A 25,052-nucleotide genomic window follows, 5' to 3' on the forward strand; every position below is an offset into this window, starting at 1 on the left:
ACCGCTGTGCCCGGCCCGTCATCCGGGCGCAACACGCGGCTGGTCCGATCGCCGGCGTGACCCCGGGGAACGGACTGTGCACGTGGCTGCGGCCCACCGACCTGGACGACGCGCTGCGCCTGGTCGTGGCCGGCGGCACGCCCGTGGGCGGCGGCGCGGCGCTGCTGTCCGCCGCGCTGCCCTGCGCCCTCGGCGACCGGGCCGTCGACCTGGCCGGGCTGCTGCCGGCCGGGGTCGACGGCGACGTGCTCGGCGCCGGGACGACGCTCGCCGCGCTCGCCACCGACCCCGCGATCGGCGCGGCCTGGCCGGCGCTGGCCTCGGCCGCCGCGGGCGCCGCCACGCCGCAGGTGCGCGCGGTCGCCACGCTGGGCGGGTCGGTGGCCGCCCGGCTGCCCGGTGCCGACCTCCCCGCGGCGCTGGCCGCCTACGGGGCGCGGGTGCTGCTGCGCACGGCCGGTGGCGCCGCCGAGCTGCCCCTGGGCAGCTACCTCGCCGCTCCCGTGCACCCGCCGCACCTGGTGCTCGGCGTCCGGCTGCCCGGCCGGGGCGCGGGGGTGACCCGGCGGTTCGCGGTCCGCACCGGCCCGGCCCCGGCGCTCGCCGTGGTCGCCGGGGTGCGCACCGGCGCGGGCCTGCATCTGGTGGCGGGGGCCGTCGGCCGGGACGCCGCGCCCCTGCCGTTCGACGACCCCGGCCGGCCGCCCGGCGCCGACCGCATGCGGGACGACGTCCGCGCCTCGGCCGGCTACCGCGCCCGGCTGGTGGCCGCGCTCGCCGACGAGGTCGCCGCGGAGCTGGCCGCGTGACCGCCGCACCCGAGGTCCGGCCGGCGCCGGCCGCGCTCGCCCCGGTGACCGTGGACGGCGTGCCGGTGCCGGTGCCGCCGGAGGCCGCCGCCGCGCCGCTGGCCGAGCTGCTCCGCGGCGCCGGCGTCCGCGCGGTGAAGATGCCGTGCGGCGAGGGCGGCTGCGGCGGGTGCACCGTGCGGCTGGACGGCGTCCCGGTGCCCTCCTGCGTCGTCCCGGCCGCCCGTGCCGCCGGTCGCGAGGTGGCCACCGCCGCGGGGCTGGCCGCCGGCCCGGCCGCCACGCTGGCGACCGAGTTCGCCCGCCGCGGCGGGCTGCAGTGCGGCTTCTGCGTGCCCGGCATCGTGGCCGGCGGCGCCGCCGCGACAGCGGGCGCCGGTCCGTGCGGGCCCGAGGCGCTGGACGGCCACCTCTGCCGGTGCACCGGCTACCAGGGGCTGCGGGCCGCGCTCGACCGCGCGGCCGCCGGAGCGGGGAACGGGCCGGCGCCGCGCGCCGACGGACCGGCCAAGGCCGCCGGCGCCGCCGTCTACACCGCCGACGCCGCACCGCCCGGCACGCTGACCGGCCTGCTGCTGACCTGCCGGTCGCCGCACGCGCGGGTGACCGTCGAGCCCGGGACGGCGATGGACGTGCCCGGCGCGGTCGCGGTGCTCGGGCCCCGTCACTCCCCCGCCGGCCGGTTCGGCACGAACCCGCACCTGGTCGACCCGGTGCTCGCCCCGGCCGAGAACGCCGTGTTCGCCGCGGAGGGCCGCTACGTGGGCGACGTCGTCGGCCTGGTGGTGGCCGACTCGCCGGCCGCCGCCCGCGCGATGGCCGCCCGCGTCGTGCAGCGCGAGGAGCCGCTGCCCGCCGCGACCACGGTCGACGAGGCGCTGGCCCCGGGGGCGCCGCCGGTGCGGCTGGGTGAGTCGGGAAACGCCGCGGTCGAGATGGCCGTGGGCGCCTCCGCCGCGGAGGTCGAGGCGGCGCTGGCCGCCGCGGACTCGGTGCTCGAGGAGACCTACGAGGTGGTGCCCGGGCCCCCGGCGCCGATGGAGCGGGTGGCCGCCCTCGCCCGGTGGGACGGCGGCACCTGCCGCCTCTGGTCGACCTCGCAGACGCCGCAGACGGTCGGTCCGCGGGTGGCCGCGCTGCTCGGCGTCCCCGCCGACGCCGTCGACCCCCAGCCGGTGCCGCTGGGCGGCGGCTTCGGGCTCAAGGAGGAGGTGTTCCTCGAGCCGGCCGCCGCGCTGGCCTCCCGGCTGCTCGGCGGGCGGCCGGTGCTCGTCGAGGCCACCCGCGCGCAGCTGGGCCGGTTCCGCCGCCGGCACGGGGCGCGGGTCACCGTGCGCACCGGCTGCGCGGCCGACGGCACGATGACCGCCCGCTCGGTGCGGGTGCTGCTCGACGCGGGCGGCGAGGTCGGGCACAGCCCGCTGATCCTGTCCAACGCGCTGCGCGGGGCGGCGGCGATGTACCCGGCCCCGGTGACCCGCGCCGAGGGCACGGTGGTGCTCACCAACACCGCGAACGCCGCGGCCTTCCGCGGCTTCGGCGCGCTGGAGGTGGGCTTCGCGGTCGAGAGCCACGTGGACGAGCTGGCCCGCCGCTGCGGCGCCGACCCGGTCGGGTACCGGGCCCGGCACGTGCTGCGGGCCGGGCAGCGCGATCCGCTGCACGGCTGGCCGGTGGCCTCGTTCGCCGCGACCGCGTGCCTCGACGCCCTGGCCGGGTACCGGGCCGAGCCGCTGCCGCAGGACCCGACCGGCCGGTGGCGGGCCGGCCGCGGCGTCGCGCTGCTCACCGTGTGCAGCAGCATCTCCTCCGCCGCCCACCGCGACTCGGCCGAGGCCGCGCTGCGGATCGAGCCCGACGGCACGGTGGTCGTGGAGACCGTCGTCCCCGACATGGGGCAGGGCGTGCACAGCACCCTCCTCACCGTCGCCGCCGAGCGGCTCGGCGTGCCGCCGGCCTGCGTGCGGATCGAGCAGCAGCCCGGCGTGGGCGGCCCGGCCGACGAGGGCAGCTTCGCCTCCCGCGGGGTGTACCTGACCGCGAACGCGGTGGCCGCCGCCGCCGACGCGCTGCTCGCCGAGCTGGCCGGCCGGCGGCCCGCGACGCTCGCCGGCACCCGCGTGACCGGCCGCGCCGTCGCCCCGGACAACGGGATGGTGGCCGGCGCGCAGATGGCCGACGTGCTCGTCGACCGGCGCACCGGCCGGGTGCTGGTGACCCGGGTGGTGTCGGTGCACGACGTCGGCCGGGTGCTCGACCGCGACCTCGCCCGCGGCCAGGTGGTCGGCGGGGTGGTGCAGGGCATCGGGGTGGCGCTGTCGGAGCGGGCACGGTGGCGGGCGGGGGTGCCGCTCGACGAGCACCTGCTCGACCAGGGGCTGCCGACCGCGCACACCGCCCCCGAGGTGGTCGACGTCTTCGTGGGCGACGGGCAGGTGCCCGGGCTGCTGCGGGCCAAGGGGCTGGGCGAGGCGCCGGTGGTCGGGGTGCCGGCCGCGGTGGCCAACGCGGTGCGCGACGCGACCGGCGTCCGGCTGCGGCGGCTGCCGATGGACCCCGAGAGCGTGCTGGCCGCCCTCGGCTAGGCCGCCCGGAGGTCGGAGCGCTCGAGCAGCCAGGAGACCGCCAGCCCGGCGACCAGGCCCCAGAACGCCGAGCCGATGTTGGCCACGGTCAGGTCGGAGACGGTGACCACGAAGGTGATCAGCGCGCCGAGGGTGCAGCGGCCGGCGAACGCGGTGACGAAGGAAGTCTGCAGCACCCGCAGCATCGCCAGGCCGCCGAGGGTGGCGATGAAAGCCGCCGGGGTGCCCAGCATCAGCCCGGTGAACAGCGGCGAGAACAGGCCGAACACCACCGCGAGCAGGCCGCAGAGGATGCCCGCGGTGTACTGCCGCGACCGCTCGCCCGACGCCGACAGCAGCGCGTTGGTCGGGCCGGTCAGGCAGGTCGAGACGGTGCCCACGGCGGCGGCCGGCAGCGACCAGACGCCGCAGGCGACGGTGACCGCGGTGACCGGCGGCTCGTGCCCGGCCGCGCGCAGGACGGCGATCCCCTGCCCGTTCTGGACGACGATCACCGTGATCGCCAGCGGGAGGACGAGCTCCAGCAGCGCCTGCACCGACCAGGCCGGCGCGGTGAGCACGGGCGCGGCGAACCAGGTGTCGCCCGCGGTGCCCGCGAACCTCCCCGACACCGCCACCGCGACCGCCCCGACGACCAGCGCGCCGAGCACCGGCGGCACCCGCCGGCCGAGCGCCGGCACCGCGCTGAGCATCAGGAACGCCACGACCATGGGCACGGCGACCGGGACGTCGTCCCGCAGCGCGTGGACCAGGTCCACGCCGAACCGGAGGAACACCCCGGCGACCATCGCCATGACGATCGGCATCGGCACGACCGCCATCACCCGGCGCACCAGCCCCGAGATGCCGAGGACGGCGACCAGCAGCCCGGTGGCGACGAAGGCGCCGAGCACCTGCGGCCAGGTCAGGTGCCCGAGTGCCGGGCCGACCAGCACGGTGCCGGGGATGGTCCAGAAGAAGGCCAGCGGCTGCCGGTACAGCCAGCACGCCAGCACCGTCAGGACGCCGTTGAGGAAGAAGGCGCCGAAGATCCACGACGCCAGCTGCGCCTGCGACAGCCCGCCCTGCGCGCCCACCGCGAGGATCACCGCGACCGGCCCGGTGGCGGCGAAAACGAAGCCGATCAGCGCGTTGGCCGCGGAGACGGGGGCCAGGTCGGCCAGGACCCGGCGCGGGGAGGGCAGCGGGCGCACCGGCCGCTCGACCAGTGCCGCGCGTGCCGTCGTCGGCTCGTCGGTCATGCGCCGCATCCTCGCCTGTTCCCCCCGGATCCTCCGCGCGGAGGGTCCGGGGGGAACGGGGATCAGTCGCGGGACAGCACCGGCGCCTGGGCCTCCGCCCGCGGCACCGGCAGCACGGGGACGGCGACCGGCTCCTCGTGCCGCAGGGCCGGGAGCCAGCGCAGCCACCGTGGCAGGTACCAGTTGGCGTCGCCGAGCAGCTGCATGACCGCGGGCAGGAGCAGTGCCCGCACCACCGTCGCGTCGAGCAGCACGGCGATCGCCAGGCCCAGGCCGATCTGCTTCATGCTCGTCATCGACAGCGTCACGAAGGTCAGGAAGACGAACACCATGATCACCGCGGCGCTGGTGACCACGCCCGCCGAGGACGTGATGCCGTGCGCGATGGCCCGGCGGGTCGGCAGGCCCCGGTCGTGGCCCTCGCGCACCCGGCTGAGGATGAACACGTGGTAGTCCATCGACAGCCCGAACAGGATCACGAAGAGGAACAGCGGGATCCAGTTCACGATGGCGCCGGTGCGGTCCAGCCCGATCAGGTCCGCACCCCAGCCCTCCTGGAAGACCAGCACCAGTGACCCGTAGGCGGCCGCGACGCTGAGCAGGTTGAGCACGATCGCGGTGATCGCGACGACCACCGAGCGGAACGAGACCAGCAGCAGCAGGAACGCCAGCACGAGCACGAAACCGAACACCCACGGCGTCCGCTCGGCCATGAGCTCGTCGAAGGCCACGGAGTAGGCGGTGCTCCCCCCGACCACCGCCGTCACGCCGTCGACGGCCCCGACCGTGGCCGGCACGAGCTCCTCGGCGAGGGTCTGCCAGGCCTCGCGGGACAACTGTTCCTCGCCGTCCCCGACGAGCGGCACGGAGACGACGGCGACCGTGCCGGCCTCGTTGGTCTCCACGGTGATCGGCTCGTTCATCCGCCCGCTGGCCAGCGCGCGCTCGCGCAGGTCGGCGACGGCGTCCTGCACCGCGGCCGCGGTGACGTCCGGCGCCTCGACGATCACCTGGGCCGGCGCCGGCCCGCCCGGGAACGCCTCGGTGATCCGGTTGTACGTCTGGATCACCGGGAGGTCCTGCGGGAGGTCCTGGATGCCCTCGGCCCGCAGGTCGAGGGAGAGCGCCGGGACGGCGAGCGCCACCAGGGCGGCACCGGCGGCGAGCGCGGCGACCAGCGGGCGGCGCAGCACCGCGCCGAGCACCGCCGGCCAGAACCGGCCACGGCCGGCGTCGCGCCGCCGCAGGAGGGGCACCCGCCCCTTCTCGACCCGGTCCCCCAGCCAGCTCATCATCGCCGGCAGGACGGTGAGCGAGCCCAGCACCGAGCAGGCGACGACGAGGATCGTGGCCGACGCGACGCCGGTGAAGACCGAGAAGCCGGTCAGGAACATGCCGGCCATCGCCACGATCACGGTGATGCCGGAGACGAGCACCGACCGGCCCGAGGTGGCGGCGGCGATGTCGAGGGCGTCGACCGGGCCGGCGCCGCGGGACCGCTCCTCGCGCTCGCGCTTCAGGTAGAAGAGCGAGTAGTCGACGCCGACGGCCAGCCCGATCAGGAGCATGACGATCTGCGCGGTCTGGTCGACGTGCCAGATCTGGCTGGTCAGGCTGAGCAACCCGAGCGCGCCGACGAACGCGGTGAGCGCGAACACCAGGGGCAGCACCGCGGCGACCAGGGCGCCGAAGGTGAGCAGCAGCACGGCGAGCGTGATCGGGATGGACAGCAGCTCGGCGCGCTGGAAGTCGGCGTCGAGGGTGGCGTCGAGGGCCAGGTCGGCACTGGTGCCGCCGAACTGCTCGACCCGCACGTCGTCGTGCCGGGCGGCGACCGCCTCGACCGCCTCGCTGATCGGCGCGATGCGCTCGCCGGCGGTCTCCCGGTCGCCGGCGATGTCGAAGGTGACCAGCGCCGACCGGCCGTCCGCGGACACCAGCGGGGCGCCGGCCAGCGGGCTGACCACCGCCGCGACGTCGGGGGTGTCCTCGAGGGTCGCGACGAGATCGGTCATTGCCGCGGTGACCGCCGCCTCGGGCACCTCCGCTGTGCGCTGGACCAGGACCATCTCCGACGCCGGGTCCGACCAGTCGTTCTCGTCCAGGATCTGCCGCGCCTGGGCCGGCGCGCCCAGCGTCTGCTCGGCCGCGGTCAGCTGGGCCTGCGGCACGAGGGCGCTGACGACGACGGCCAGGGCCACGAAGGCCAGCCAGCCGAGCACCGCCGTCCGCCTGTGCCGGGCGCTCCACCGGCCGATCCGGCCCGCCACGTTGCGGGATGGCTCCATCGTCTCTCCTGTCGGTGCGGGCGCAGCGGCGCCCGGGGCGTGGTCACGTCGAATCTGCTGGCAGGAGGCGCGCGCGCCCATCCCGCCAGCTGGTCGGTGGGGTGTCGGGCCAGCCCGACAGGCGCACCTGCGCGAGGGGCCTGGCACGGCAGCCGGCCGTGGAGAGTACCGGTCGGACGATCTCGTTCCGCGGTCGGCCGCCAGGGACCCGCCGGGATGCGGAGGGTCATCCGAACGTGACGGAACGCCACGGTTCCGGGATGCGGTCACCCGTGTTCCGGTAAGGTTCCCCACGGTGCGCCGGGAAGTCTGGTCGGCAGGTGTTCACCCTGCCGTCATCTCCGAGGAGCCCGCCATGTCCGCCCGCAGCACCCTCGGCCCGCCGGCTCTCCGGACGGTCACCGCCCGCCCCGAGGGGCTGGTCTACGAGGTGCCGGCACCCGCCGACCGGGTCGTCGACGTCCTGCTCGACGGGCGACGCGTCTGGTCCTTCCGCGAGGCCGCCGACGCGCGCCCGCCGGAGGGGTCCGACGATCCGCTGCAGCGCTTCGAGCCCTGGCCCGCCGCGCTGGTGCCGCACCTGCGCGGCACGTTCGAGGTGACCCTGCAGGTCGTCGCCGTCGACGGGGAGGCGGTGCCGGCCGACCCGGCGGCGCCGACCACCACCGTCTCGCTCGACGGCTCGCCCGAGCCGCTGGTGCTCGCCGACGTGCACGGTCAGCCGCTGGTGGTCAACAAGTGGGGGCGCCTGGGCCACGCGCTCGGGGACGCCGGCCGCGACATGGTCGAGCGGATGCTGGACTCGCTGGACGCCGTCCGCGAGGCGCTGGAGGCCCGGCTGGGCCCGACGGTCTTCGTCACCGGCGGCACGCTGCTCGGGCCGGTCCGCGAGGACGGGCGCGTGCTCCCGCACGACGACGACGCCGACCTCGCCTACCTGAGCCGGCACTCGCACCCGGCCGACGTGACGCTCGAGGCCTTCGAGATCGGGCGAGTGCTGCGCGCGGCCGGGTTCGAGGTGGTCCGCCTGTCGGCCGCCCACGTGCAGCTGATGTTCGACCACGAGGGCGTGCCCGACCACTACGTCGACGTGTTCACCGGCTTCCTGCTCGAGGGGCACTGGTACCAGCACTTCGCCATCCGGACGCCGGCCGGCCGCGACGTCGTCCTGCCGACGGTGCCGCTGGAGGTCGAGGGCCGGGTGCAGCCCGCCCCGCGGGACGGCGAGCGGATGCTGCTGGAGCTGTTCGGACCCGGCTGGCGGGTGCCCGACCCGGCGTACACCTTCACGATCCCGCCGGAGACCGGCGAGCGGTTCTACGGCTGGTTCGCCGACTACAACGTCGAGCGCGAGCGCTGGGACGACGAGGTGCTGCTGGCCCCCGCGCCGCCCGAGCCCCCGCGGACGCCCAGCGCGTTCGCCCGCGCGGTGGCCGACCGCACGCCGGCCGGGAGCCCGGTGCTGGACCTCGGCTGCGGGCTGGGCGGCGACGCGCTGGCCTTCGCCGCGGAGGGCCGCACCGTGCGCGCGCTGGACTTCTCCCGCGCCGCCGTCGACCGGCTGCGGGCCGCCGCCGCCGAGCGCGGGGTCGACCTCACCGCCGACGTCCTCAACCTGCTGGACATCCGCGCCGTCGTCCGGCTGGGCGCCGAGACCGCGGCCCGGCCGGATGCCTGGACCGTGTACGGCCGCCGCCTGCTCAACGCGCTCGAGGACCGCGGGCGGGAGAACGTCTGGCGGCTGTGCGCCATGCTGCTGCGCCGCGGCGGCGCGGCCCACTTCGACCTGGTGGCCGATCCCGGCTATCCCGGTATCGCCCCCTACCGCCACCTCACCCTCGACCAGGTCGTCGCCGAGGCGGACCGGCACGGCCTGGTGCTCGAGGACGCCGTCCGGATCACCGAGCCCGTGAGCTGGGCCGGCGCTCCGGAGGAGGAACTGGTCGAGGTGTGGCGGACGACCCTGCGACGGAGGCCCCGATGACCGACCCCGACAACCGCACCCGCTCGGCGCTGGCGCGGCCGGTGCACGTGGTGCGCCGCGCCCTGGCGCCCGCTGCCCTGGAGCTGCACGGCGAGGTCAACGAACTGCAGCAGGAGAACCAGCAGCTGCGCGACCGGCTGGAGCTGGTCGAGAACGAGCTGACCGCCCTGCGGGCCGCCCGTGACGAGCTGCAGGGCGAGGTCGCGCGGCTGCGCGACGGGCTGCACCAGGAGCGGCGGCTGCACCTGCGCGTGGCCGAGCTGACCGACCTCGTGACCGAGCTCGTGCTGCCCCTGCACGACCGCGAGATCGACCCGGCTGTACTCGGCCGGCTGCGACCGGACACCCTGTGAGGGTGTCCAGCCCCATCCGTGTCGTCACCTTCGGCACCTTCGACGTCTTCCACGCCGGCCACCTGCGGCTGCTCGAGCGCGCTGCGGCGCTGGGCGACCAGCTGGTCGTCGGCATCAGCTCCGACGAGCTGAACATCAGCAAGAAGGGCCGCCCACCGGTGTACTCGCTGGCCGACCGGTCGGCGATCGTCGGCGCACTGCGCTGCGTCGACGAGGTCTTCGTCGAGCACAGCCTGGAGGCCAAGCGGAAGTACCTGGTGCAGAACCGGGCGGACCTGCTGGTCATGGGCGACGACTGGGCCGGCCGGTTCGACGAGCTCGGCGACGTCTGCAAGGTGGTCTACCTGCCGCGGACGCCGTCCATCTCGACCACCGCGATCATCGAGCAGATCCGGGGCACCTGAGCCCCGCCCGGAACACAACGCGGCCCCGCCCTCCGAGGAGGGCGGGGCCGCGGTGCTGTCTCAACCAGACGTGCACCCGAAGGGACTCGAACCCCTAACCTTCTGATCCGTAGTCAGATGCTCTATCCGTTGAGCTACGGGTGCCTGTGTTCAGTTGTCGCGCGGAGGCTCCGGGATTTGAACCCGGGATGGGGATTAACCCAAACCGCATTAGCAGTGCGGCGCCATAGACCGGACTAGGCGAAGCCTCCCGGGGTCCGAGTCCCCTCGGAACCACCGCGGAAGAGACTACCAGCGCCCCGGGAGGGCTTCGCAGCCCGGGGGTCTCAGACCGCCACGCGCTGGCGCGCAGCGGCCCGGACGGCCGCGCGGCGGCCGGGCACGAGCGTGACGACGACGGCCAGCGCGGCCCCGGCGACGGCCAGCACCAGCGCGCCGCTGACCCCCGACGGCCCGTCGATCAGCGCGCCCCCGAGGGCGGCACCGATGGCGGAGGCGCCCACGGTGATCGTCGACAGCCAGGTGAAGGCCTCGGTCGTGGCGTGCACCGGCGCGAGCGACCCGACCAGGGTGTTCTGCACGGTCAGCGTCGGGGCGATCACCGAGCCGCCGAGGAAGAGCAGCACACCCAGCGCCCAGGGGCTGGAGACCAGCGCCAGCGGCGCGAGGCCGATGGTCACGCCGAGCAGCAGCAGCCGGTACTGGCGCGGCAGCGAGGTGCTGATCACCCGCGCGCCGAACCACAGGCCGCCGATGACCGAGCCCAGCGACCAGACGGCGAGCAGCACGCCGGACAGCCCCGGGGCCCCGGTCGCGCCGGCGAAGGCGGGGATGGCCACCTCGAGCGCGCCGAAGCCGAGCATGAGCGCGGCTCCGCTGACCAGCAGCCGGGGCATGCCCGGCGCCAGCGCCGTCGAGAACAGCCCCGAGCGGGCACCCTGCACGGGCACGTACTCGGCGCCGGCCCGGGAGAGGGCGATGCCGAGCGCGCCGACGACGGCGAGCACCCCGGCCAGTCCCACCGCGGCGGCCGCGTCGGTGAGCACGGCGAGGGTGGCGACGAGCGTGGGGCCGACGACGAAGACCAGCTCGGTGGCGGTGGCGTCCAGCGCGTAGGCGGTCGGGCGCACCCGGACGTCGACGCGGCTCCACAGCGCCCGGACGGTGCCCGACACCAGCGGCGTCGCCGCTCCGGCCAGGGCGCAGGCCGCGACGACGAGCGCGTCGGCGGCGCCGCCCAGCACGGCGGCGACCGCCAGCCCGAGCAGCACGGGGTAGAGCGCGGACTGGGCCAGCAGCACCGGGCGCGGACCGCGCCGGTCGGCCAGCCGGCCGAGGACCGGGGCCATCACCGCCATCGCGACGCCGTGGGCGGCCGAGGCCAGCCCGGCGATCGCGTAGGAACCGGTCTGCTGCTGCACCATGAGCAGCAGTGCCAGGGGGACCATGGCCGACGGCAACCGGCCGGCGAACCCGGCCAGGAGGAGCACCGGGGCCGAGGGCAGGCGCCAGACGGTGAGGTACTTACGCACGACGTTGCTCACTTCGGTACTTGCGGGGGAAGGGAATCCGTAGGTGGTCAAGGACCGTTGACCACCTACAGACCCACGGTAGAGACGGAGCGGTAGGGAGTCAAATGGATTACGACACCTACGGGTCGACGGCCGTGGAGCTGGCCATCGAGCTGGCCAACACCGAGCGGTCGGGCGACGCCTGGGCCGTGGACTTCCTCCGCTCGCACGACGAGTGGTTCACCGCCGGCACGCCGCTGGAGCTCACCGCCGCCGAGACCGCCGACGCGGCCGCGACCGCCGCCCTGGTGCGCGCCGTCGCCCTGGCCGCCTCGCAGGACGAGGTGATGGCCCGGCTCAACGAGCTGCTGGCCCGCGCCCACCCCGCTCCGTACGCGACCGACCACGACGGCGAACTGCACCTGCACTACGCCCGCCCCGACGCCCCGGTGCTCGAGCAGCTGACGACGACGGTGGCGATGGGCCTGTCGCAGGTGGTCGTGCAGCACGGCTGGCAGCGGCTGGGCATCTGCTCGGCCGAGGGCTGCGACGACGTCTACGTCGACACCTCGCGCAACGCCAGCCGCCGGTACTGCTCCAACACCTGCGCGAGCCGTTCGACCGTCGCGGCCTACCGCGCCCGCCAGCGCACCTGATGGAGTGCCACGGCGCGGATTCCGCGCCCGTGGCACTCCGGTGGACGGCCGGCTCCCGTAGCGTTCCGGCGTGAAGTCACCGCGGCACTGGGACGCCCGCCTGCACGCCTTCGTCGGCGGCCTCCCGGCCACGCCGGCCGACCGCTGGCTGCGCCGCCTCTCCCAGTTCGCCGACCACGGCAAGCTGTGGCTGCTGATCGGCCTGCTGCTGGGCACCCGGAAGGGCCGGCCGCGGCGGGCGGCGCTGCGCGGCGTCGGCTCACTGTCGGTGTCCAGCGCGCTGGTGAACGTCGTCCTGAAGCGGATGTTCGGCCGGGTGCGGCCGGACCTCGCCAACCTGACCACCGACCGGCACCTGCGCCGGGCGCCGCACACCCTGTCGTTCCCGAGCGGGCACTCGGCCTCGGCGGGGGCGTTCGTCGCCGGGGTGGCGATGGAGAGCCCGCTGGCCGGGGCCGCGCTCGCGCCGGTGGCGCTCGGCGTCGGGTACTCCCGGGTGCACGTGGGGGTGCACTACCCCGGGGACGTCGTCGCGGGGCTCGCCGTCGGGACGGCGATCGCCGCGGCCAGCCGCGCGTTCTGGGCGGTGCGCCCGAACACCCCGGCCCGGGTGCGGCCGTCGTCCGGCGCGCCGGCGCTGCCCGAGGGCGAGGGCCTGGTGGTGGCGGTGAACCCGCGGTCGGGCCGCGAGGACTACGACCCGGCGGCCGACATCCGCCGGCTGTTGCCCCGCGCCGAGGTGCTCGAGACCTCGGCGGAGCACAACGTGACCGACCTGCTCGGCGAGGCGGCACGCTCGGGCCGCGCGCGGGCGCTCGGGGTGGCCGGGGGCGACGGTAGCGTGGCGGCGGCCGCGGCGGTGGCCGTGGCCCACGGGCTGCCGCTGGCGGTCATCCCGGCCGGCACGCTCAACCACTTCGCCCGCGACGTCGGCGTCGACACCGCCGAGGAGGCCGCGGACGCGGTGACCGCGGGGTCCGGCGTGAAGGTGGACGTCGCCGAGGTCAACGCCACGCCGTTCCTCAACACCGCGAGCATCGGCAGCTATCCGGAGATGGTGCGCCGGCGGGACGCGCTGTCGGGGCGCCTGGGCAAGTGGGCGGCGATGACGGTGGCGGCGGCGCAGACGCTGCGGCAGGGGACGCCGGTGCGGCTCACGCTGGACGGCCGGGAGGTGTCGGTCTGGATCCTGTTCGTCGGGAACTGCTGCTACACCCCGCGCGGGTTGGCTCCGGCCTGGCGGCCGCGGCTGGAGGACGGGCTGCTCGACGTGCAGTACCTGCGCGCCGACGTGCCGTTCAGCCGGACGCGGGCGGTGCTCGGCACGCTGCTCGGGATCAGCGACCGCTCGTCGGGTTACGCGGAGACGCAGGTGCCGTCGGTGACGGTGCGCTCGCAGTCGGGGCCGCAGCAGGTGGCCTACGACGGCGAGATGGGCGAGGTGGCGGAGGAGTTCGTGTTCCGGAAGGGGACGTCGCTGACGGTGTACTGCTGCCGGACGTCGTAGGCCGCTTCTGCCTTGGCCCCCATTGCCGGCGTTGCTCGTGCACTGCGGGGTCTGCAGCGCCGGCAATCCACGAGGAACCCCGGCAACGGCCGGCTACCTCGCTCCTGGAGCCCGACTCGCGCTCCACGAGCCCGGCACGCCTCCACCAGCGCGAGCCCGGCCCCGACAGGCGCGCCACCGGACCGGGTGGTCTGTCCACAGGACGGCTGCGGCGGCATTCCGGATCTCGATAGTGTCCCGAGTCCCGACGGTGACCGAGCGGAGGCGGCGCGTGGCGGAGCGGTGGGGCGTCGTCCGGACGGCGGTGGTGGCGATCGCGGCCGCGGTGCTGACCGGGTGCGCGTCCGAGCAGCAGGCCAGCGACACCCTGCCGTCGACGTCGACCTCGGCGAGTGCGACGGAGGAGGCGCTGCCGCCCCTCGGGCCGGCGGACTTCCCGATGCCGGACGAGGCGAGGGAGAAGACGCCGGAGGGGGCGGAGGCTTTCGTCCGCTACTACATCGGACTCATCAACCGCACCGCGATTGTGCTCGACGCCGCCCCACTCCGCGAACTGAGCGCAGGGTGCACCGATTGCGACCGTATAGCTCGACTGACCGAAGAGGACGCGGCAGCGGGATATCACTACGAGGGTGGGCAGTTCACTATTACGTGGATTGACTCCGCCGCCAAGTCTAGCGATGAGATCCATATTGCATTCGTTGCAGACCTCGCCGCACTGACCGTTATCGACCCAGCCGGTCAACCGCTACCCAACCTATCCACGGCGGCGAAGACCGACCTGTCATCAGGAGCGATTACCCGCTGGGACAGCGAACGAGCCACGTGGCTCATCACCGCACTCACCCTCGGATGATGCGACAAACTGGGCGCCTGTGGCTGGCGATCATGTTGACGTTCATCGCACTGGTGGGCGGGGCCGGGGCGGCCCAGGCTGACGAAACCGAATGTCGCCGTAGTTGCGACGGCCCACAGGTAGGCGTGGGTTCGGGCAGTCTCACTGCCAGCTACCTGTGGGAGACTGCTGGAATTTGGGCTGCGAGCAACAATGCGCCTGCTCCACAACCCTACGAATACCGATTCCTCGAGCCGTGCATTGAGGGCCGCGGCAACGAGTGCCGACCAGACGAAAACTGTGTCGGCACCCCTGAGCGGGTCGTACAGCTATTCACGATTCAACGCAGACTGTTGGTCTTGCCGGACGGGACCACCGCAGAGGGCATCTCGGCTGCGCCCGGAGCGCCCGTCGGTTCGCCAGTCGGTTCCTGGCAGGGCTTCATCACCACCTGCGTCGACATCACCGAACTCAATCCCGCTCCCTCCCCCGCCGAGGTCTTCCGCTACTTCCAGCAACTCCCGCTCCCCCGGCTGACCACCCAGCAGCAGCCCCCGGGCAACGCGCTGGTCGGCCTGCCCGTCGTCTTCTTCACCGACGACCCGGTCACCCAGACCTTCACCGTCGACATCCGCGGCTTCACCGTCGACATCGTGGCCACCGCGCAGAGCTACACCTGGCACACCGGCGACGGCGCCCACCTCACCACCACCGACCCCGGCGCGCCGTATCCCGACCACACCGTCACGCACGACTACGCCGCCGGCACCTACACGGCCTCGCTCACCACCACCTGGGGCGCGACCTTCAGCGTCGACGGCGGCGCCAGCGAGGAGGTGCCGGGCACCACGACGACCGACGGCCCGCCGGTGACCTTCACGGTGCTCGAGGCGCACGCGGTCCTGACCAACCCCTACGACTAGCCACTCGACCCTCACCGAACGTGCACACTGGTCCGGTGGCAGTACCCGAGCCGAGGGCGCCGGCACGACGGACCTCGGCTGCCCGCGCGCTCGACGGGCTCGACCTCGCCCGCGCCGTCGTCGAGAGCAGCCCGGCGCTCGTCGTCGTCCTCGATCCCGACGGGCTGATCCTGCACGCGAACGCCGCCCTGCAGCGCTTCACCGGCCGCACCGAGGCCGAGCTGCTCGGCCAGCACTTCTGCGACGTCTACGTCGTCCCGGAGCACCACGCCCTGGCCCGGCACGCCGTCGCCACCGCCGTCCAGGAGGGCGTCGCCCACTCCCAGGAGGGTGACTGGCTGACCGGCGCCGGCACCCGCCGGCGCATCTCGATGCAGAACTCCGTCATCCGCGACGCGGCCGGCCGCCCGGTGGCAGTGGCGACCATCGGCGTCGACGTCACCGAGAACCGCCGGCACCTCGACTCGCTCCACCTGCGCGCCACGACCGACAGCCTCACCGGCGTCGCGTCCCGGGGCGTGCTGTTCGACGCGCTGCGCGAGGTCCTCGACCCGGTGACCGGAGTCGGGTGCGGCCTGCTGTTCTGCGACGTCGACGACTTCAAGGCGGTCAACGACGAGCACGGCCACGTCGTCGGCGACCATCTGCTCGTGGAGATGGCCTCCCGCATCAGCGAGGTCGCCGGGCCGAGGGACGTCGTCGCGCGGTTCGGCGGGGACGAGTTCGTCCTGCTGCGCCCCGCTGCCGACGACGACGAGGTCCGCCTGCTCAGCGAGGCACTCACCGCGCGCATGCGCGACCCGTTCCTCTGCGCGGGCCGGGTGCTCCGCTCGGGCATCAGCATCGGCAGCGCCACCGCCGGTCCGGGCGAGGACCCCGACACCCTCATCGCGCGCGCCGACCGGCGCATGTACCGGTTCAAGACCCGCCAGCGTCCGTCGGTCCGACCCTGACCGCGCTCACCGCATCACGCAGAGTGAGAACGGACCGGCCTCGTATCGCAAAACCGCTGCACAGTTCACGATCGAGTTGACGCAGCGTGGCGATCTGCCACTCTCGACGGCCGGACACCAGCCCGGGCCGCCCGGCCCGGCAGCCAGCGGGAAGGGGGTGCCGGTCATCCCCGAGCACCCCCGTGGCGGGACCGGCAGGACGTCGGCGCGCCGGCTCCTGATGACCGTCCTGCTCGCCGCGGCCGGATGGCTGCTGCTCGTCGTGGTCGCGGGCTCCGCCTCCGCCGACGAGGGCACCGACGCCACCGCCCCGCTGGTCCAGCCGGAGAGCACGGCGGCCGCGCCCGAGCCCCCGGCCGAGCCGGTAGCGGCCACCGACGTCGTCCCGCCCCCCGAGCCGGCCCCGGCCCCCGAGGAAGCGTCGGCGGTACCGGACCCCGAGCCGACGCCGGAACCCGAGGACCCCGCCCCTGCCGACCCGGCGCCCGCACCCGCCCCGGTCGATACGCCGGCGCCGGAACCAGCGCCGGAGACCGTCCCGGTCGAGCCGGCCACCACGACCCTCGAGGTGGACGTCGTCCCCGTCGCGGCGTCTCCGGTCGAGGCCGCCCCGCCGCCGCCACCACCCGCTGCCCCGCTGTGCGACGAGCCCCCCGCACCGCCCGTCGTCGTCGCCTCCCCCGCGCCGCCGCCCCCGGTCGAGCCACCCCCCGCCGCGATCGCGACGCCGTCACCGGTCCCCCCGATCGCGCCGCCGCCCGCCCCGGCGCCGCCTGTCCCGGTCGTGCCGCCCGCACCGGCCGGGCCCGCGATGAGCGGCTCCTCGGCGGCCATCGCCTCCGGCAGCGCGCACGACGACCTCTTCCTGCCGCCGGCGGTCCCCGCGGCGGGGGCCGACGCCGCCGCGACGCCGTCGTCCCTGCGCCAGATCGAGCGCTCCGCCGAGCGCGGCACCGGCGGCGCCGGCGACCCCGGGTCCCGACCCGACTGAGCGCGGGCCCGCCTCCGCCCGCGCTCCCCCGTGGCCCGGCGTCCACCGCCCGGCCGCTCCCCTCCGGGACGACCCGTCCCCTCCGCTCGCCGCCCGGCGCCGTCGTGCGCCCCGCCGACGAAGGACCCCCGCATGAGGCCGCTGAAGAACTCCGAGGCAGTCGTCGTCTCCGCCGCACACCTGCGCGGCGACGGCACGGTCGCCCGCCGCGCCTGGCGCACCGCGTACGTCCGGCGGCTGGTCGCCGGCGACGCCGCGTGCGCCGCCATCGCGACGGCGCTGACCCTGGCCCTCGGCCCCGGTCCGGGCGTGCGCCCGATGGTGGTGCCGGGCCTCGCCGTGCTGCTGCCCGTTGTCTGGATCGCCGCGATGTCACTGGCGCGCAGCTACGAGCAGCGCTTCCTCTGGGACGGCCCCGAGGAGTTCCGGCGCGTCGCCTCCGCCGGCGCGATGGTGCTGGCCGCGGTCGGCTTCGGGTCCTGGGCGCTGCAGCTGGCGGTGGCCCGCGGCTTCGTCGTCGTCACCATCCCGCTGGCCGGCCTACTCACCCTCGCCTGGCGCCAGGCGGCGCGGAAGGCACTGCACCGGCAGCGCCGGCAGGGCCGCGCGCTGCAGACGACGCTGCTGGTGGGCCACCGCAACGGGATCGCGGCCCTGCACGAGCAGATGCGCCGCGAGACGCACCACGGCTACCGCGTCGTCGGTTGCTGCCTCCCGGCCACCGGCGACCGGGTCTTCGACGGCCTGCCGGTGCTCGGCGGGCTGGACGAGGTGGCGGCGGTCGTCGACTTCTACGAGGTCGACACCGTCGCCGTCCTGCCGACGCCGGAGCTCGACGGCTCCGCGCTGCGCCGGCTGGGCTGGGAGCTGGAACGCACCCGCGCCGAGCTCCTGCTGGCCCCCGCGGTGACCGAGCTGGCCGGGCCGCGGGTGTCGATCCGGCCGACCTGCGGCCTGCCGCTGCTCCACGTGGAACGTCCGGAGCTGCGCGGGGTGCGGCGGCTGGTGAAGGAGGCCTTCGACCGCAGCGCGGCCCTGCTCGGCGTCCTGGCGGTCCTGCCGGTGCTCGTCGGCATCGCCGTCGCGGTCAAGGTGACCAGCGCCGGCCCGGTGCTGTTCCGCCAGGAGCGGGTGGGCCGCGGTGGCCGCACCTTCTCGATGCTCAAGTTCCGCAGCATGGTCGTCGACGCCGACCGCCCGCCCGTCGAGGGCACCGGCGACGGCAACGGCGTGCTGTTCAAGCTGCGCGCCGATCCGCGGGTGACGCCGGTCGGGCGGTTCCTCCGCAAGCACTCGCTCGACGAGCTGCCGCAGCTGCTCAACGTGCTGCGCGGGGACATGTCCCTGGTCGGTCCGCGCCCCCCGCTGCCGGGCGAGGTCGAGCGCTACGGCGTCGACATGCGCCGGCGCTTCCTGGTCAAGCCGGGGCTCACCGGGCTCTGGCAGGTCAGCGGCCGGTCGGACCTGTCCTGGGACGACTCGGTGCGGATGGACGTCCGGTACGTGGAGAACTGGTCACTGGCGTTCGACCTGATGATCCTGGCCAAGACGGTGCGCGCCGTGCTCCGGGGGGACGGCGCCTACTGACCGCTGACCGAGTGCGGGAACGGGTCCTGCGCCGGGTCGAAGGCGGCGGCGTGCGCGACCAGCGGGAACGCAGCCGCGCCGGCGAGGACGACGGCCGACGCCGCGATCCGCCGCCACAGCGAGTGAGCGCGGCGGAGCGGACGACCAGCGCGAGTGGGTGACACGGGAGCCGATCCTGCCTGCTGCCGGCGACGCACCGTGACGGGTCCGACCCGTTCAGGGGACGGCGTTCACCCGCGCGGGACGCCGCCGAGGCCGCAGCCGCACCTCACGCCCGGTGGCGCGCCTCCGGCGCCTCGGCCCGCGCGCCGCAGCCCGGGCAGAGCGTGTACCGGCGGGCGTCGCGCAGCCACGGCTGCAGCAGCGCCACACCCCGCAGCTTGCGCACCGACTCCACCAGGTCCAGGCCGCGGTGGCCGCAGAGGGAGCAGGTCTGGTCGACCGTCCTCAGCCGCCGGCGCACCCGCTGGATCTGCTCGGCCACCCCGCAATCCTGTCAGGGCGCGTCGGTGCGCGCCGGGAGCTGCCAGCGGACGACGACGAGCAGCAGCAGCGCCGCCAGCGCCTCCCCGAGCTCCTCCACGAACGCCGCCCCGGCCACGGTCAGCGGACCGACGCTCGCCTGCACCAGCGCGACCCCCGAGGTCACCAGGTCCAGGCCGAGCGCCGTGCCGGCGTAGACCGCCAGCGCGAGCACCACCGGCCGCGCGCCGCGCACCCCCCACCGCCGGCCGAGCACCCAGAGCCCGATCAGCGCGGGCACGGTGACGGCCATCCCGAACAGCAGCGTGACCAGCGGCGAGAGCCCGCTCTTGAGGGCTGCGTGCACGCTGACCAGCTTGGCCAGCGCCAGCCCGGCGCCGACCAGCGCGATCGCCGTCCACCAGAGCGCGACGGCCCCCGTCGTCGCCCGGCGGGCGGCCAGCGCCACCAGGCACAGCGCCACGAACAGCCCGGTGGTGAACAGCCGCGGCAGCCCGCCGACGGCGTCGAGGTCGAGCAGCCGGCCCAGCGGCGGGGCCACGCAGGAGCCGATGGTGCAGCGCAGCCGCACGAGGAAGCCGACGGCGAACAGTCCGACGGCGGTCAGCGCGAGGGCGAACACCCACCAGCTGTCGCGCAGCCGGGGCCACGGCGACGGAGCCGGGCGGCGGAGCACCCGCCGATCATCCCCGCCGTGCGCGCCGCGTGGGAGTACCCCGGACGCGCCCTGACCCAGCGGAGTCGCACCGACCTCACTACGGTCCGATCAGGGGTGTCCCGTCCCGTTCCGGGGCAGGGAGCACCGCGACGAGTCCACGACCGACGGAAGAGGTACTCCCATGATCGTTCGCCGGATCGCCCGGCCGCTGCTCGCCGCCCCGTTCGTCTACGGGGGGATCAGCACCCTGCGCAAGCCGCAGGACCGCGTGCCCGGGGCCCGCCCCGTGGTCGAGAAGATCGCGGAGACCGCCGACAAGCAGCTGCCGGTCGAGGTGCCCAAGGACGTCGAGCAGTGGGTCAAGGTCGACGCCGCCGTCAAGGTGGCCGCCGGCTCGCTGTTCGCGCTCAACAAGCTCCCGCGGCTGACCGCGCTGGTGCTGTCGGCGTCGGTGGTGCCCACCACCCTGGCCGGCCACCGCTTCTGGGAGCACGAGGACCCGGAGGAGCGCTTCGGGCAGATCTCGAACTTCCTGAAGAACAGCGGTCTGCTCGGCGGGCTGCTGCTGGCCGCCGTCGACACGGAGGGCCGGCCGTCGGTGGGCTACCGGGCCCGCCGGGCGGCGAAGAAGGCCTCGGCGGCCACCGAGAAGAGCCTCGCGCAGGCGCAGAAGCGCGCGGCCAAGGCCGAGAAGAAGGCGCAGAAGCGAGTCAAGAAGTAGGCCCGACGCTGAACGAGCCACTCCCGCCCGCGGCCGCGCTCCGGAGGATCGCCTTCCTCCTGGAGCGCGCCCGCGAGCCCTCGCACCGGGTCGCGGCGTTCCGCACGGCCGCGGCCGTCGTCGACGGCCTGGACGACGCCGAGCTCGACCGGCGGATCCGCACCAAGACCCTCACCGACCTGCGCGGCATCGGGCCCAAGACCGGCACCGCGATCGTGCAGGCCCACCGCGGCGAGGTGCCCGAGTACCTCGCCCGGCTCGAGGAGACCTTCGCCGAGCTGGTGCCGCTGGCCGACGACGTCGCCGAGTTCCGCGCCGCGCTGCGCGGCGACCTGCACAGCCACTCGGACTGGTCCGACGGCGGCAGCCCGATCCGCGAGATGGCCGAGGCGGCCATCGGCCTGGGCCACGAGTACCTGGCGCTCACCGACCACTCGCCCCGGCTGACCGTGGCCAACGGGCTCACCGCGGCCCGGCTGGAGCAGCAGCTGGACGTCGTCGCGGAGCTCAACGAGGAGCTCGCGCCGTTCCGGATCCTCACCGGCATCGAGTGCGACATCAACGTCGACGGCTCGCTCGACCAGACCGACGACCTGCTCGGCCGGGTCGACGTCGTGGTCGCGAGCGTCCACTCCGACCTGCGGGCGGAGAAGGCCGCCATGACCGAGCGGATGCTGGCCGCGGTCGCCAACCCGCACACCGACGTCCTCGGGCACTGCACCGGCCGGCTGGTGATCGGCCGCAAGCAGCGCAACGGCACCCAGCGGCCCCGGCCGGAGAGCCAGTTCGACGCCGAGGCCGTGTTCGCCGCCTGCGTGGCGAACGGCGTCGCCGTCGAGATCAACTCCCGCCCGGAGCGGCTGGACCCGCCGCTGCGGCTGCTCTCGCTGGCCGTGGAGCTCGGCTGCGAGTTCGCCATCGACACCGACGCACACGCCCCCGGCCAGCTCGACTGGCAGGGCAACGGCTGCGAGCGGGCGGTGCAGACCGGCGTCCCGGTGGACCGCGTCGTCAACACCTGGACCGCCGACGAGCTGCTGGACTGGACCCGCGGCTGACGTCGACCCGCCCGAGGCCGGCGGGCGGGGCCAGAGCAAGGGCCCAAGGGCCCTTGACCGGTTCCGACACGCCTGTGGGCGAAATCACAGCAACTCTCATGAAAGTTACCGTCAGTAGTATTTGAGGCGAAGAACACCGGCGAACGCCGGAACCGGTTGACTCTCCGTCACCGCCATACCAACGTTCCCCTCGTCGTACCGAGCGGGGGGAACACCGCTGCACGGTTCCTCAGGCCGCATCCCACGGGGGAGCGCCTGGGCTGCCGCGCGGCCCCGACATCCACCCCGCATGGCCGTGCGGGGAGGACTCCATGGGTACGTTGGGCGAGCGCAGCCGGATCGCGGTGGTGGGTTACGGCTACTGGGGCTCCAAACACGTCCGGGTGCTCAGCACGATGCCCGGTGTCGCGGTCACGGTGGTCGACGCCTCCCCGGCCCGGCTGGCCGAGGCCGCGGCCCGCTACCCCGCCGCCGACCTCTGCACCGACCTCGGCGAGGCGCTGCGGAACGTGGACGCGGTCGTCGTCGCCACGCCGCCGGGCAGCCACGCCGCACTGGCCCGCCAGGCCCTGGAGGCCGGCCGGCACGTGCTCGTCGAGAAGCCGCTGACCACCTCGGTCGAAGACGCGCAGATGCTCGTCGAGACCGCCAAGCGGCGCGGCGTGCAGCTGATGGTCGGGCACACGTTCGAGTACAACGCGGCGGTCTGGAAGCTGCGGGAGCTCGTCCGCTCCGGCGCGCTGGGCCGGATCCTGTACGTGGACACCGCCCGGCTGAGCCTCGGCCGCTACCAGAGCGACGTGAACGTCATCTGGGACCTCGCGCCGCACGACATCTCGATCGTCTCCTACATCCTCGACGACCTGCCGACGTCCGCGGCCGTCTGGGCGCACAGCAACATCAGCAGCCAGCACGCCGACGTCGCCTACCTGCGCCTGGACTTCCCGCGCTCCTGCACCCGGGCCTACGTGCACGTCAGCTGGCTGAGCCCGGCCAAGGTGCGGCGGGTCACCGTGGTCGGCGAGCAGAAGATGGCCGTCTACGACGACATGTCCGACACCGACCGGATCCGCATCTACGACGTGGGTGTCGACGTCGAGGCGATCGACGGGCCGGCCGCGGCGCACGCCCTGCCGGTCAGCTACCGCACCGGCGACATCGTCTCCCCCTACATCCCGTTCAACGAGCCGCTGCTGCAGCAGGACCAGCACTTCGTCGAGTGCGTCCGGACCGGCGCCTGCCCCCTGACCCCGGGCGAGCGCGGGCTGGCCGTGGTGGAGATCCTCGCCGCCACCGACCGGGCCACCGAGGCCACCGTCGGCGACCTGACCGGCGGGGCCGCCCAGCCGGCCGCACGCCCGCTCGTGTCGACCCCCTCCCTCGCGTCGTGAGCGCCGCGCCCATCCCGTTCCTGGACCTGCCGGGGACGACCGAGCTGGTCCGGGAGGACCTCGACCTCGCGTGGAAGACCGTCGTCGAGCACGGCCGGTTCGTCGGCGGGCCGGAGGTGGCCGAGTTCGAGGCCCGCTTCGCCGGCTACTGCGGCACCCGGTCCTGCGTCGGGGTCGGCAACGGCACCGACGCGCTCGAGCTGGTCTTCAGCGCCCTGGGCATCGGGCCCGGGGACGAGGTGGTGGTGCCGGCCAACACCTTCGTGGCCACCGCCGAGGCCGTCTGCGCGGTGGGCGCCCGGCCCCGGTTCGTCGACGTCCTGCCCGACACGCTCGAGGTCGACCCCGAGGCGGTGGCCGCAGCGATCGGCCCCCGGACGGCGGCGGTCGTGGCCGTGCACCTGTACGGGCAGATGGCCGACGTCGCCGCGCTCGGGCAGCTCGCCCGCCGGCACGGCCTGGCCCTGGTGGAGGACGCCGCGCAGGCGCACGGCGCCCGTTTCGACGGCGTGCGGGCCGGCAGCGCCGGCGTCGCAGCGGCGTTCAGCTTCTACCCCGGCAAGAACCTCGGCGCGCTCGGCGACGGCGGCGCGGTCGTCTCCGACGACGCCGACCTGGTGCGGCGGATCCGCGTGCTGGCCGACCACGGCCGGACGCCGGGCGGCCACCACGCGCACGAGGTCCCGGGCCGCAACAGCCGGCTGGACACGCTGCAGGCTGCCGTCCTCACCGCCAAGCTCGCCCGGCTCGACCAGGACAACGCCGCCCGGCGGGCGGCCATGGCGCGCTACCGCGAGATGCTCCCCGGGGGCTGCCGGCCGGTGGCCCAGCACCCGGCGGCCGAGCACGTGCACCACCTCGCGGTGGTGCAGGTCGACGACCGCCGGGCCGTCACCAGCGCGCTGGACGCCGCCGGCATCGGCTGGGGCGTGCACTACCCGGTGCCCTGCCACCGGCAGCCGGCGTACGCCCGGTTCGCCGAGGGCCCGCTGCCGGTCGCGGAGGCCGCAGCGGACCGGATCCTCTCCCTGCCCATGTCGCCCACGCTGACCGCCGACCAGGTCGACCGGGTGTGCGAGGTCGTGGCGGAGGTGGTCGGGCCGTGACGGCCAAGGCCAATGGCGGACGGACCGTCGCACCGCCGGACCACAGCGGTCCGGCGGTCAACGGGCACACGGGCCGGTCGGCCCGGCCCGGCGACCGGCGCAGCGGCACCGGCGACCGCCGCAGCCGGCCCGACGGGAGCGGTCGCACGGATGGCGCCGGGGTACGGGGCGGAGGCCGCGCACCGGTGGTGGCGGAGGATCGCGAGCCGGAGCGGCCGGCCCGGCGCCGGCTCAGCCGGCGGGCCGCCCTCCTCCTCGTGCTGATGGTGCTGGTGCTCACCGGGGGCGGGGCGGCCGCGGGGTACCTGGTCGCGTCGCGGATGCCCGAGGTGTACGCGGCGCGGGCGGAGATCCTGTACTCGCTCACCCAGGAGCAGCCCACCGGCTTCCTCCGGGAGGACCGCAACCTCAGCACCCAGCTGGTGCTGCTGACCAGCCGCACGGTGCTCGACCCGGTCGCCGAGGAGTGGGACCGCCCGGTGCCCGCGCTCGCCGAGCAGCTGTCGGCCACGGTCGTCGAGGAGAGCGAGGTCATCCGGGTCGAGCTGACCGACACCGACCCCGACCGAGCCCGCGGCCTGCTCGACGCGATCGTGGCCCGCTACCTCGAGGTGTCGGACAACAACGCCCGGTCGGAGCTGCAGAACTATCTGGACGCCCAGCTCACCGAGGTGCTCGAGCGGATCGCGCTGGTGCAGGCCGGACCGGTCGGGGCGCAGGGCGAGCTCGCGGCCCTCGTGCAGCGGGAGCAGTGGCTGCGCACCCAGCTCGACGAGCTGCAGTTCACCGCCCTCGCGGGGCCCGCCGCCGAGGTGCTCGTCGCCCCGTACGTCGACGCCGACCCGGTCAGTCCGAAGCCGGTGGTCACCACCGCCGCCGGGGCGGCATCCGGCCTGGTCGTGGCCCTGCTCGTCACCGCCCTCGTCGCCCGCCGGCTGACCCGGCCGCGTCCCTGAGCGGTCGGCCGTGGCCATCGGGGGGACGACGCGGCCGGCGGAGCCGCCGGGG

Annotated in this window: 23 protein-coding genes and 2 tRNA genes; 17 read left to right on the top strand and 8 right to left on the bottom strand. The window is 75.2% G+C overall.

Going from position 1 to position 25,052, the window contains the following annotated elements:
* Positions 1-56 precede the first annotated feature (56 nt).
* Positions 57-809, top strand: a complete 753-nt coding sequence (locus ACI79R_RS08390) for an FAD binding domain-containing protein (protein ID WP_456573141.1) — start codon at positions 57-59, stop codon at positions 807-809.
* Positions 806-3,394: a molybdopterin cofactor-binding domain-containing protein gene (locus ACI79R_RS08395; RefSeq protein ID WP_456573142.1), complete on the top strand. Its 2,589-nt coding sequence runs from the start codon at positions 806-808 to the stop codon at positions 3,392-3,394. The genes ACI79R_RS08390 and ACI79R_RS08395 overlap by 4 nt, the downstream gene beginning before the upstream one ends.
* Here the strand turns inward: ACI79R_RS08395 and ACI79R_RS08400 are convergent.
* Together ACI79R_RS08400 and ACI79R_RS08405 are read right to left on the bottom strand one after the other, a co-directional pair.
* Complete coding sequence (locus ACI79R_RS08400; protein ID WP_456573143.1) at positions 3,391-4,635, bottom strand: benzoate/H(+) symporter BenE family transporter; 1,245 nt, start codon at positions 4,633-4,635, stop codon at positions 3,391-3,393. The two genes, ACI79R_RS08395 and ACI79R_RS08400, sit on opposite strands and share 4 nt — an antisense overlap.
* A 62-nt stretch (positions 4,636-4,697) precedes the next feature.
* Positions 4,698-6,923 (bottom strand): MMPL family transporter, encoded by a 2,226-nt coding sequence (locus tag ACI79R_RS08405; RefSeq protein ID WP_456573144.1) that lies wholly within the window; start codon positions 6,921-6,923, stop codon positions 4,698-4,700.
* Between the two features lie 355 nt (positions 6,924-7,278).
* On the opposite strand from ACI79R_RS08405, the gene ACI79R_RS08410 reads away from it, so the two are divergent.
* From ACI79R_RS08410 to ACI79R_RS08420, 3 genes are read left to right on the top strand one after another with little or no spacing between them, the layout of a single operon-like run.
* Positions 7,279-8,907, top strand: coding sequence for an SAM-dependent methyltransferase (locus ACI79R_RS08410; RefSeq protein WP_456573145.1), 1,629 nt, complete (start codon positions 7,279-7,281; stop codon positions 8,905-8,907).
* The gene (locus ACI79R_RS08415) at positions 8,904-9,260 is read left to right on the top strand and encodes a DUF6752 domain-containing protein (protein ID WP_456573146.1); all 357 of its coding nucleotides are present in this window, start codon (positions 8,904-8,906) and stop codon (positions 9,258-9,260) included. Before ACI79R_RS08410 ends, ACI79R_RS08415 begins: the two co-directional genes overlap by 4 nt.
* 2 nt (positions 9,261-9,262) lie before the next feature.
* Positions 9,263-9,664, top strand: a complete 402-nt coding sequence (locus tag ACI79R_RS08420; RefSeq protein ID WP_456573147.1) for an adenylyltransferase/cytidyltransferase family protein — start codon at positions 9,263-9,265, stop codon at positions 9,662-9,664.
* A 71-nt stretch (positions 9,665-9,735) separates the two neighbouring features.
* Here the strand turns inward: ACI79R_RS08420 and ACI79R_RS08425 are convergent.
* From ACI79R_RS08425 to ACI79R_RS08435, 3 genes are all read right to left on the bottom strand, one after another.
* A tRNA-Arg gene (locus ACI79R_RS08425) sits at positions 9,736-9,808 on the bottom strand.
* An 18-nt stretch (positions 9,809-9,826) separates the two neighbouring features.
* Positions 9,827-9,915 (bottom strand) — tRNA-Ser (locus ACI79R_RS08430).
* A 75-nt stretch (positions 9,916-9,990) separates the two neighbouring features.
* Complete coding sequence (locus ACI79R_RS08435) at positions 9,991-11,208, bottom strand: MFS transporter (RefSeq protein WP_456573148.1); 1,218 nt, start codon at positions 11,206-11,208, stop codon at positions 9,991-9,993.
* Positions 11,209-11,300: 92 nt separating this feature from the next.
* On the opposite strand from ACI79R_RS08435, the gene ACI79R_RS08440 reads away from it, so the two are divergent.
* From ACI79R_RS08440 to ACI79R_RS08470, 7 genes are all read left to right on the top strand, one after another.
* Positions 11,301-11,831, top strand: coding sequence for a CGNR zinc finger domain-containing protein (locus ACI79R_RS08440; protein WP_456573149.1), 531 nt, complete (start codon positions 11,301-11,303; stop codon positions 11,829-11,831).
* Between the two features lie 70 nt (positions 11,832-11,901).
* Entirely contained in the window at positions 11,902-13,338 is a 1,437-nt protein-coding gene (locus tag ACI79R_RS08445; RefSeq protein WP_456573150.1) for a phosphatase PAP2 family protein, read from the top strand.
* 271 nt (positions 13,339-13,609) lie between these two features.
* Positions 13,610-14,194, top strand: coding sequence for a DUF6318 family protein (locus tag ACI79R_RS08450; RefSeq protein ID WP_456573151.1), 585 nt, complete (start codon positions 13,610-13,612; stop codon positions 14,192-14,194).
* Positions 14,195-14,532: 338 nt separating this feature from the next.
* Positions 14,533-15,096: a hypothetical protein gene (locus tag ACI79R_RS08455; RefSeq protein ID WP_456573152.1), complete on the top strand. Its 564-nt coding sequence runs from the start codon at positions 14,533-14,535 to the stop codon at positions 15,094-15,096.
* 35 nt (positions 15,097-15,131) lie between these two features.
* Positions 15,132-16,049 (top strand): diguanylate cyclase domain-containing protein, encoded by a 918-nt coding sequence (locus ACI79R_RS08460; RefSeq protein ID WP_456573153.1) that lies wholly within the window; start codon positions 15,132-15,134, stop codon positions 16,047-16,049.
* Positions 16,050-16,269: 220 nt separating this feature from the next.
* Entirely contained in the window at positions 16,270-17,040 is a 771-nt protein-coding gene (locus ACI79R_RS08465; RefSeq protein WP_456573154.1) for a hypothetical protein, read from the top strand.
* A gap of 132 nt (positions 17,041-17,172) precedes the next feature.
* Positions 17,173-18,627, top strand: coding sequence for a sugar transferase (locus tag ACI79R_RS08470; protein WP_456573155.1), 1,455 nt, complete (start codon positions 17,173-17,175; stop codon positions 18,625-18,627).
* On the opposite strand, the gene ACI79R_RS08475 is transcribed toward ACI79R_RS08470, so the two are convergent.
* The 3 genes from ACI79R_RS08475 to ACI79R_RS08485 form a co-directional block, all read right to left on the bottom strand.
* Complete coding sequence (locus ACI79R_RS08475) at positions 18,621-18,791, bottom strand: hypothetical protein (protein ID WP_456573156.1); 171 nt, start codon at positions 18,789-18,791, stop codon at positions 18,621-18,623. The two genes, ACI79R_RS08470 and ACI79R_RS08475, sit on opposite strands and share 7 nt — an antisense overlap.
* Positions 18,792-18,895: 104 nt before the next feature.
* Positions 18,896-19,111 (bottom strand): hypothetical protein, encoded by a 216-nt coding sequence (locus ACI79R_RS08480; RefSeq protein ID WP_456573157.1) that lies wholly within the window; start codon positions 19,109-19,111, stop codon positions 18,896-18,898.
* A gap of 12 nt (positions 19,112-19,123) precedes the next feature.
* On the bottom strand, positions 19,124-19,786 hold the full coding sequence (locus ACI79R_RS08485; protein WP_456573158.1) for a hypothetical protein: 663 nt from the start codon (positions 19,784-19,786) through the stop codon (positions 19,124-19,126).
* 163 nt (positions 19,787-19,949) lie between these two features.
* Here ACI79R_RS08485 and ACI79R_RS08490 point away from each other — a divergent pair, with 163 nt between their 5' ends.
* From ACI79R_RS08490 to ACI79R_RS08510, 5 genes are all read left to right on the top strand, one after another.
* Positions 19,950-20,489, top strand: a complete 540-nt coding sequence (locus ACI79R_RS08490; RefSeq protein ID WP_456573159.1) for a hypothetical protein — start codon at positions 19,950-19,952, stop codon at positions 20,487-20,489.
* Between the two features lie 8 nt (positions 20,490-20,497).
* Positions 20,498-21,547, top strand: coding sequence for a PHP domain-containing protein (locus ACI79R_RS08495; RefSeq protein ID WP_456573225.1), 1,050 nt, complete (start codon positions 20,498-20,500; stop codon positions 21,545-21,547).
* Between the two features lie 311 nt (positions 21,548-21,858).
* Positions 21,859-22,938: a Gfo/Idh/MocA family protein gene (locus tag ACI79R_RS08500; protein WP_456573160.1), complete on the top strand. Its 1,080-nt coding sequence runs from the start codon at positions 21,859-21,861 to the stop codon at positions 22,936-22,938.
* Entirely contained in the window at positions 22,935-24,044 is a 1,110-nt protein-coding gene (locus ACI79R_RS08505) for a DegT/DnrJ/EryC1/StrS family aminotransferase (RefSeq protein WP_456573161.1), read from the top strand. The genes ACI79R_RS08500 and ACI79R_RS08505 overlap by 4 nt, the downstream gene beginning before the upstream one ends.
* Positions 24,045-24,229: 185 nt before the next feature.
* Positions 24,230-25,000, top strand: a complete 771-nt coding sequence (locus ACI79R_RS08510; RefSeq protein ID WP_456573162.1) for a hypothetical protein — start codon at positions 24,230-24,232, stop codon at positions 24,998-25,000.
* Positions 25,001-25,052 lie beyond the last annotated feature (52 nt).

The organism is Blastococcus sp. SYSU D00820 (assembly GCF_054050695.1).

What these genes read in the sequence shown, in the direction of transcription:
- ACI79R_RS08400 (WP_456573143.1), bottom strand. Translation starts at nt 4,635, where the DNA reads ATGACCGACGAGCCGACGACGGCACGCGCGGCACTGGTCGAGCGGCCG.
- ACI79R_RS08405 (WP_456573144.1), bottom strand. Translation starts at nt 6,923, where the DNA reads ATGGAGCCATCCCGCAACGTGGCGGGCCGGATCGGCCGGTGGAGCGCC.
- ACI79R_RS08410 (WP_456573145.1), top strand. Translation starts at nt 7,279, where the DNA reads ATGTCCGCCCGCAGCACCCTCGGCCCGCCGGCTCTCCGGACGGTCACC.
- ACI79R_RS08415 (WP_456573146.1), top strand. Translation starts at nt 8,904, where the DNA reads ATGACCGACCCCGACAACCGCACCCGCTCGGCGCTGGCGCGGCCGGTG.
- ACI79R_RS08440 (WP_456573149.1), top strand. Translation starts at nt 11,301, where the DNA reads ATGGATTACGACACCTACGGGTCGACGGCCGTGGAGCTGGCCATCGAG.
- ACI79R_RS08465 (WP_456573154.1), top strand. Translation starts at nt 16,270, where the DNA reads ATGACCGTCCTGCTCGCCGCGGCCGGATGGCTGCTGCTCGTCGTGGTC.
- ACI79R_RS08470 (WP_456573155.1), top strand. Translation starts at nt 17,173, where the DNA reads ATGAGGCCGCTGAAGAACTCCGAGGCAGTCGTCGTCTCCGCCGCACAC.
- ACI79R_RS08490 (WP_456573159.1), top strand. Translation starts at nt 19,950, where the DNA reads ATGATCGTTCGCCGGATCGCCCGGCCGCTGCTCGCCGCCCCGTTCGTC.
- ACI79R_RS08500 (WP_456573160.1), top strand. Translation starts at nt 21,859, where the DNA reads ATGGGTACGTTGGGCGAGCGCAGCCGGATCGCGGTGGTGGGTTACGGC.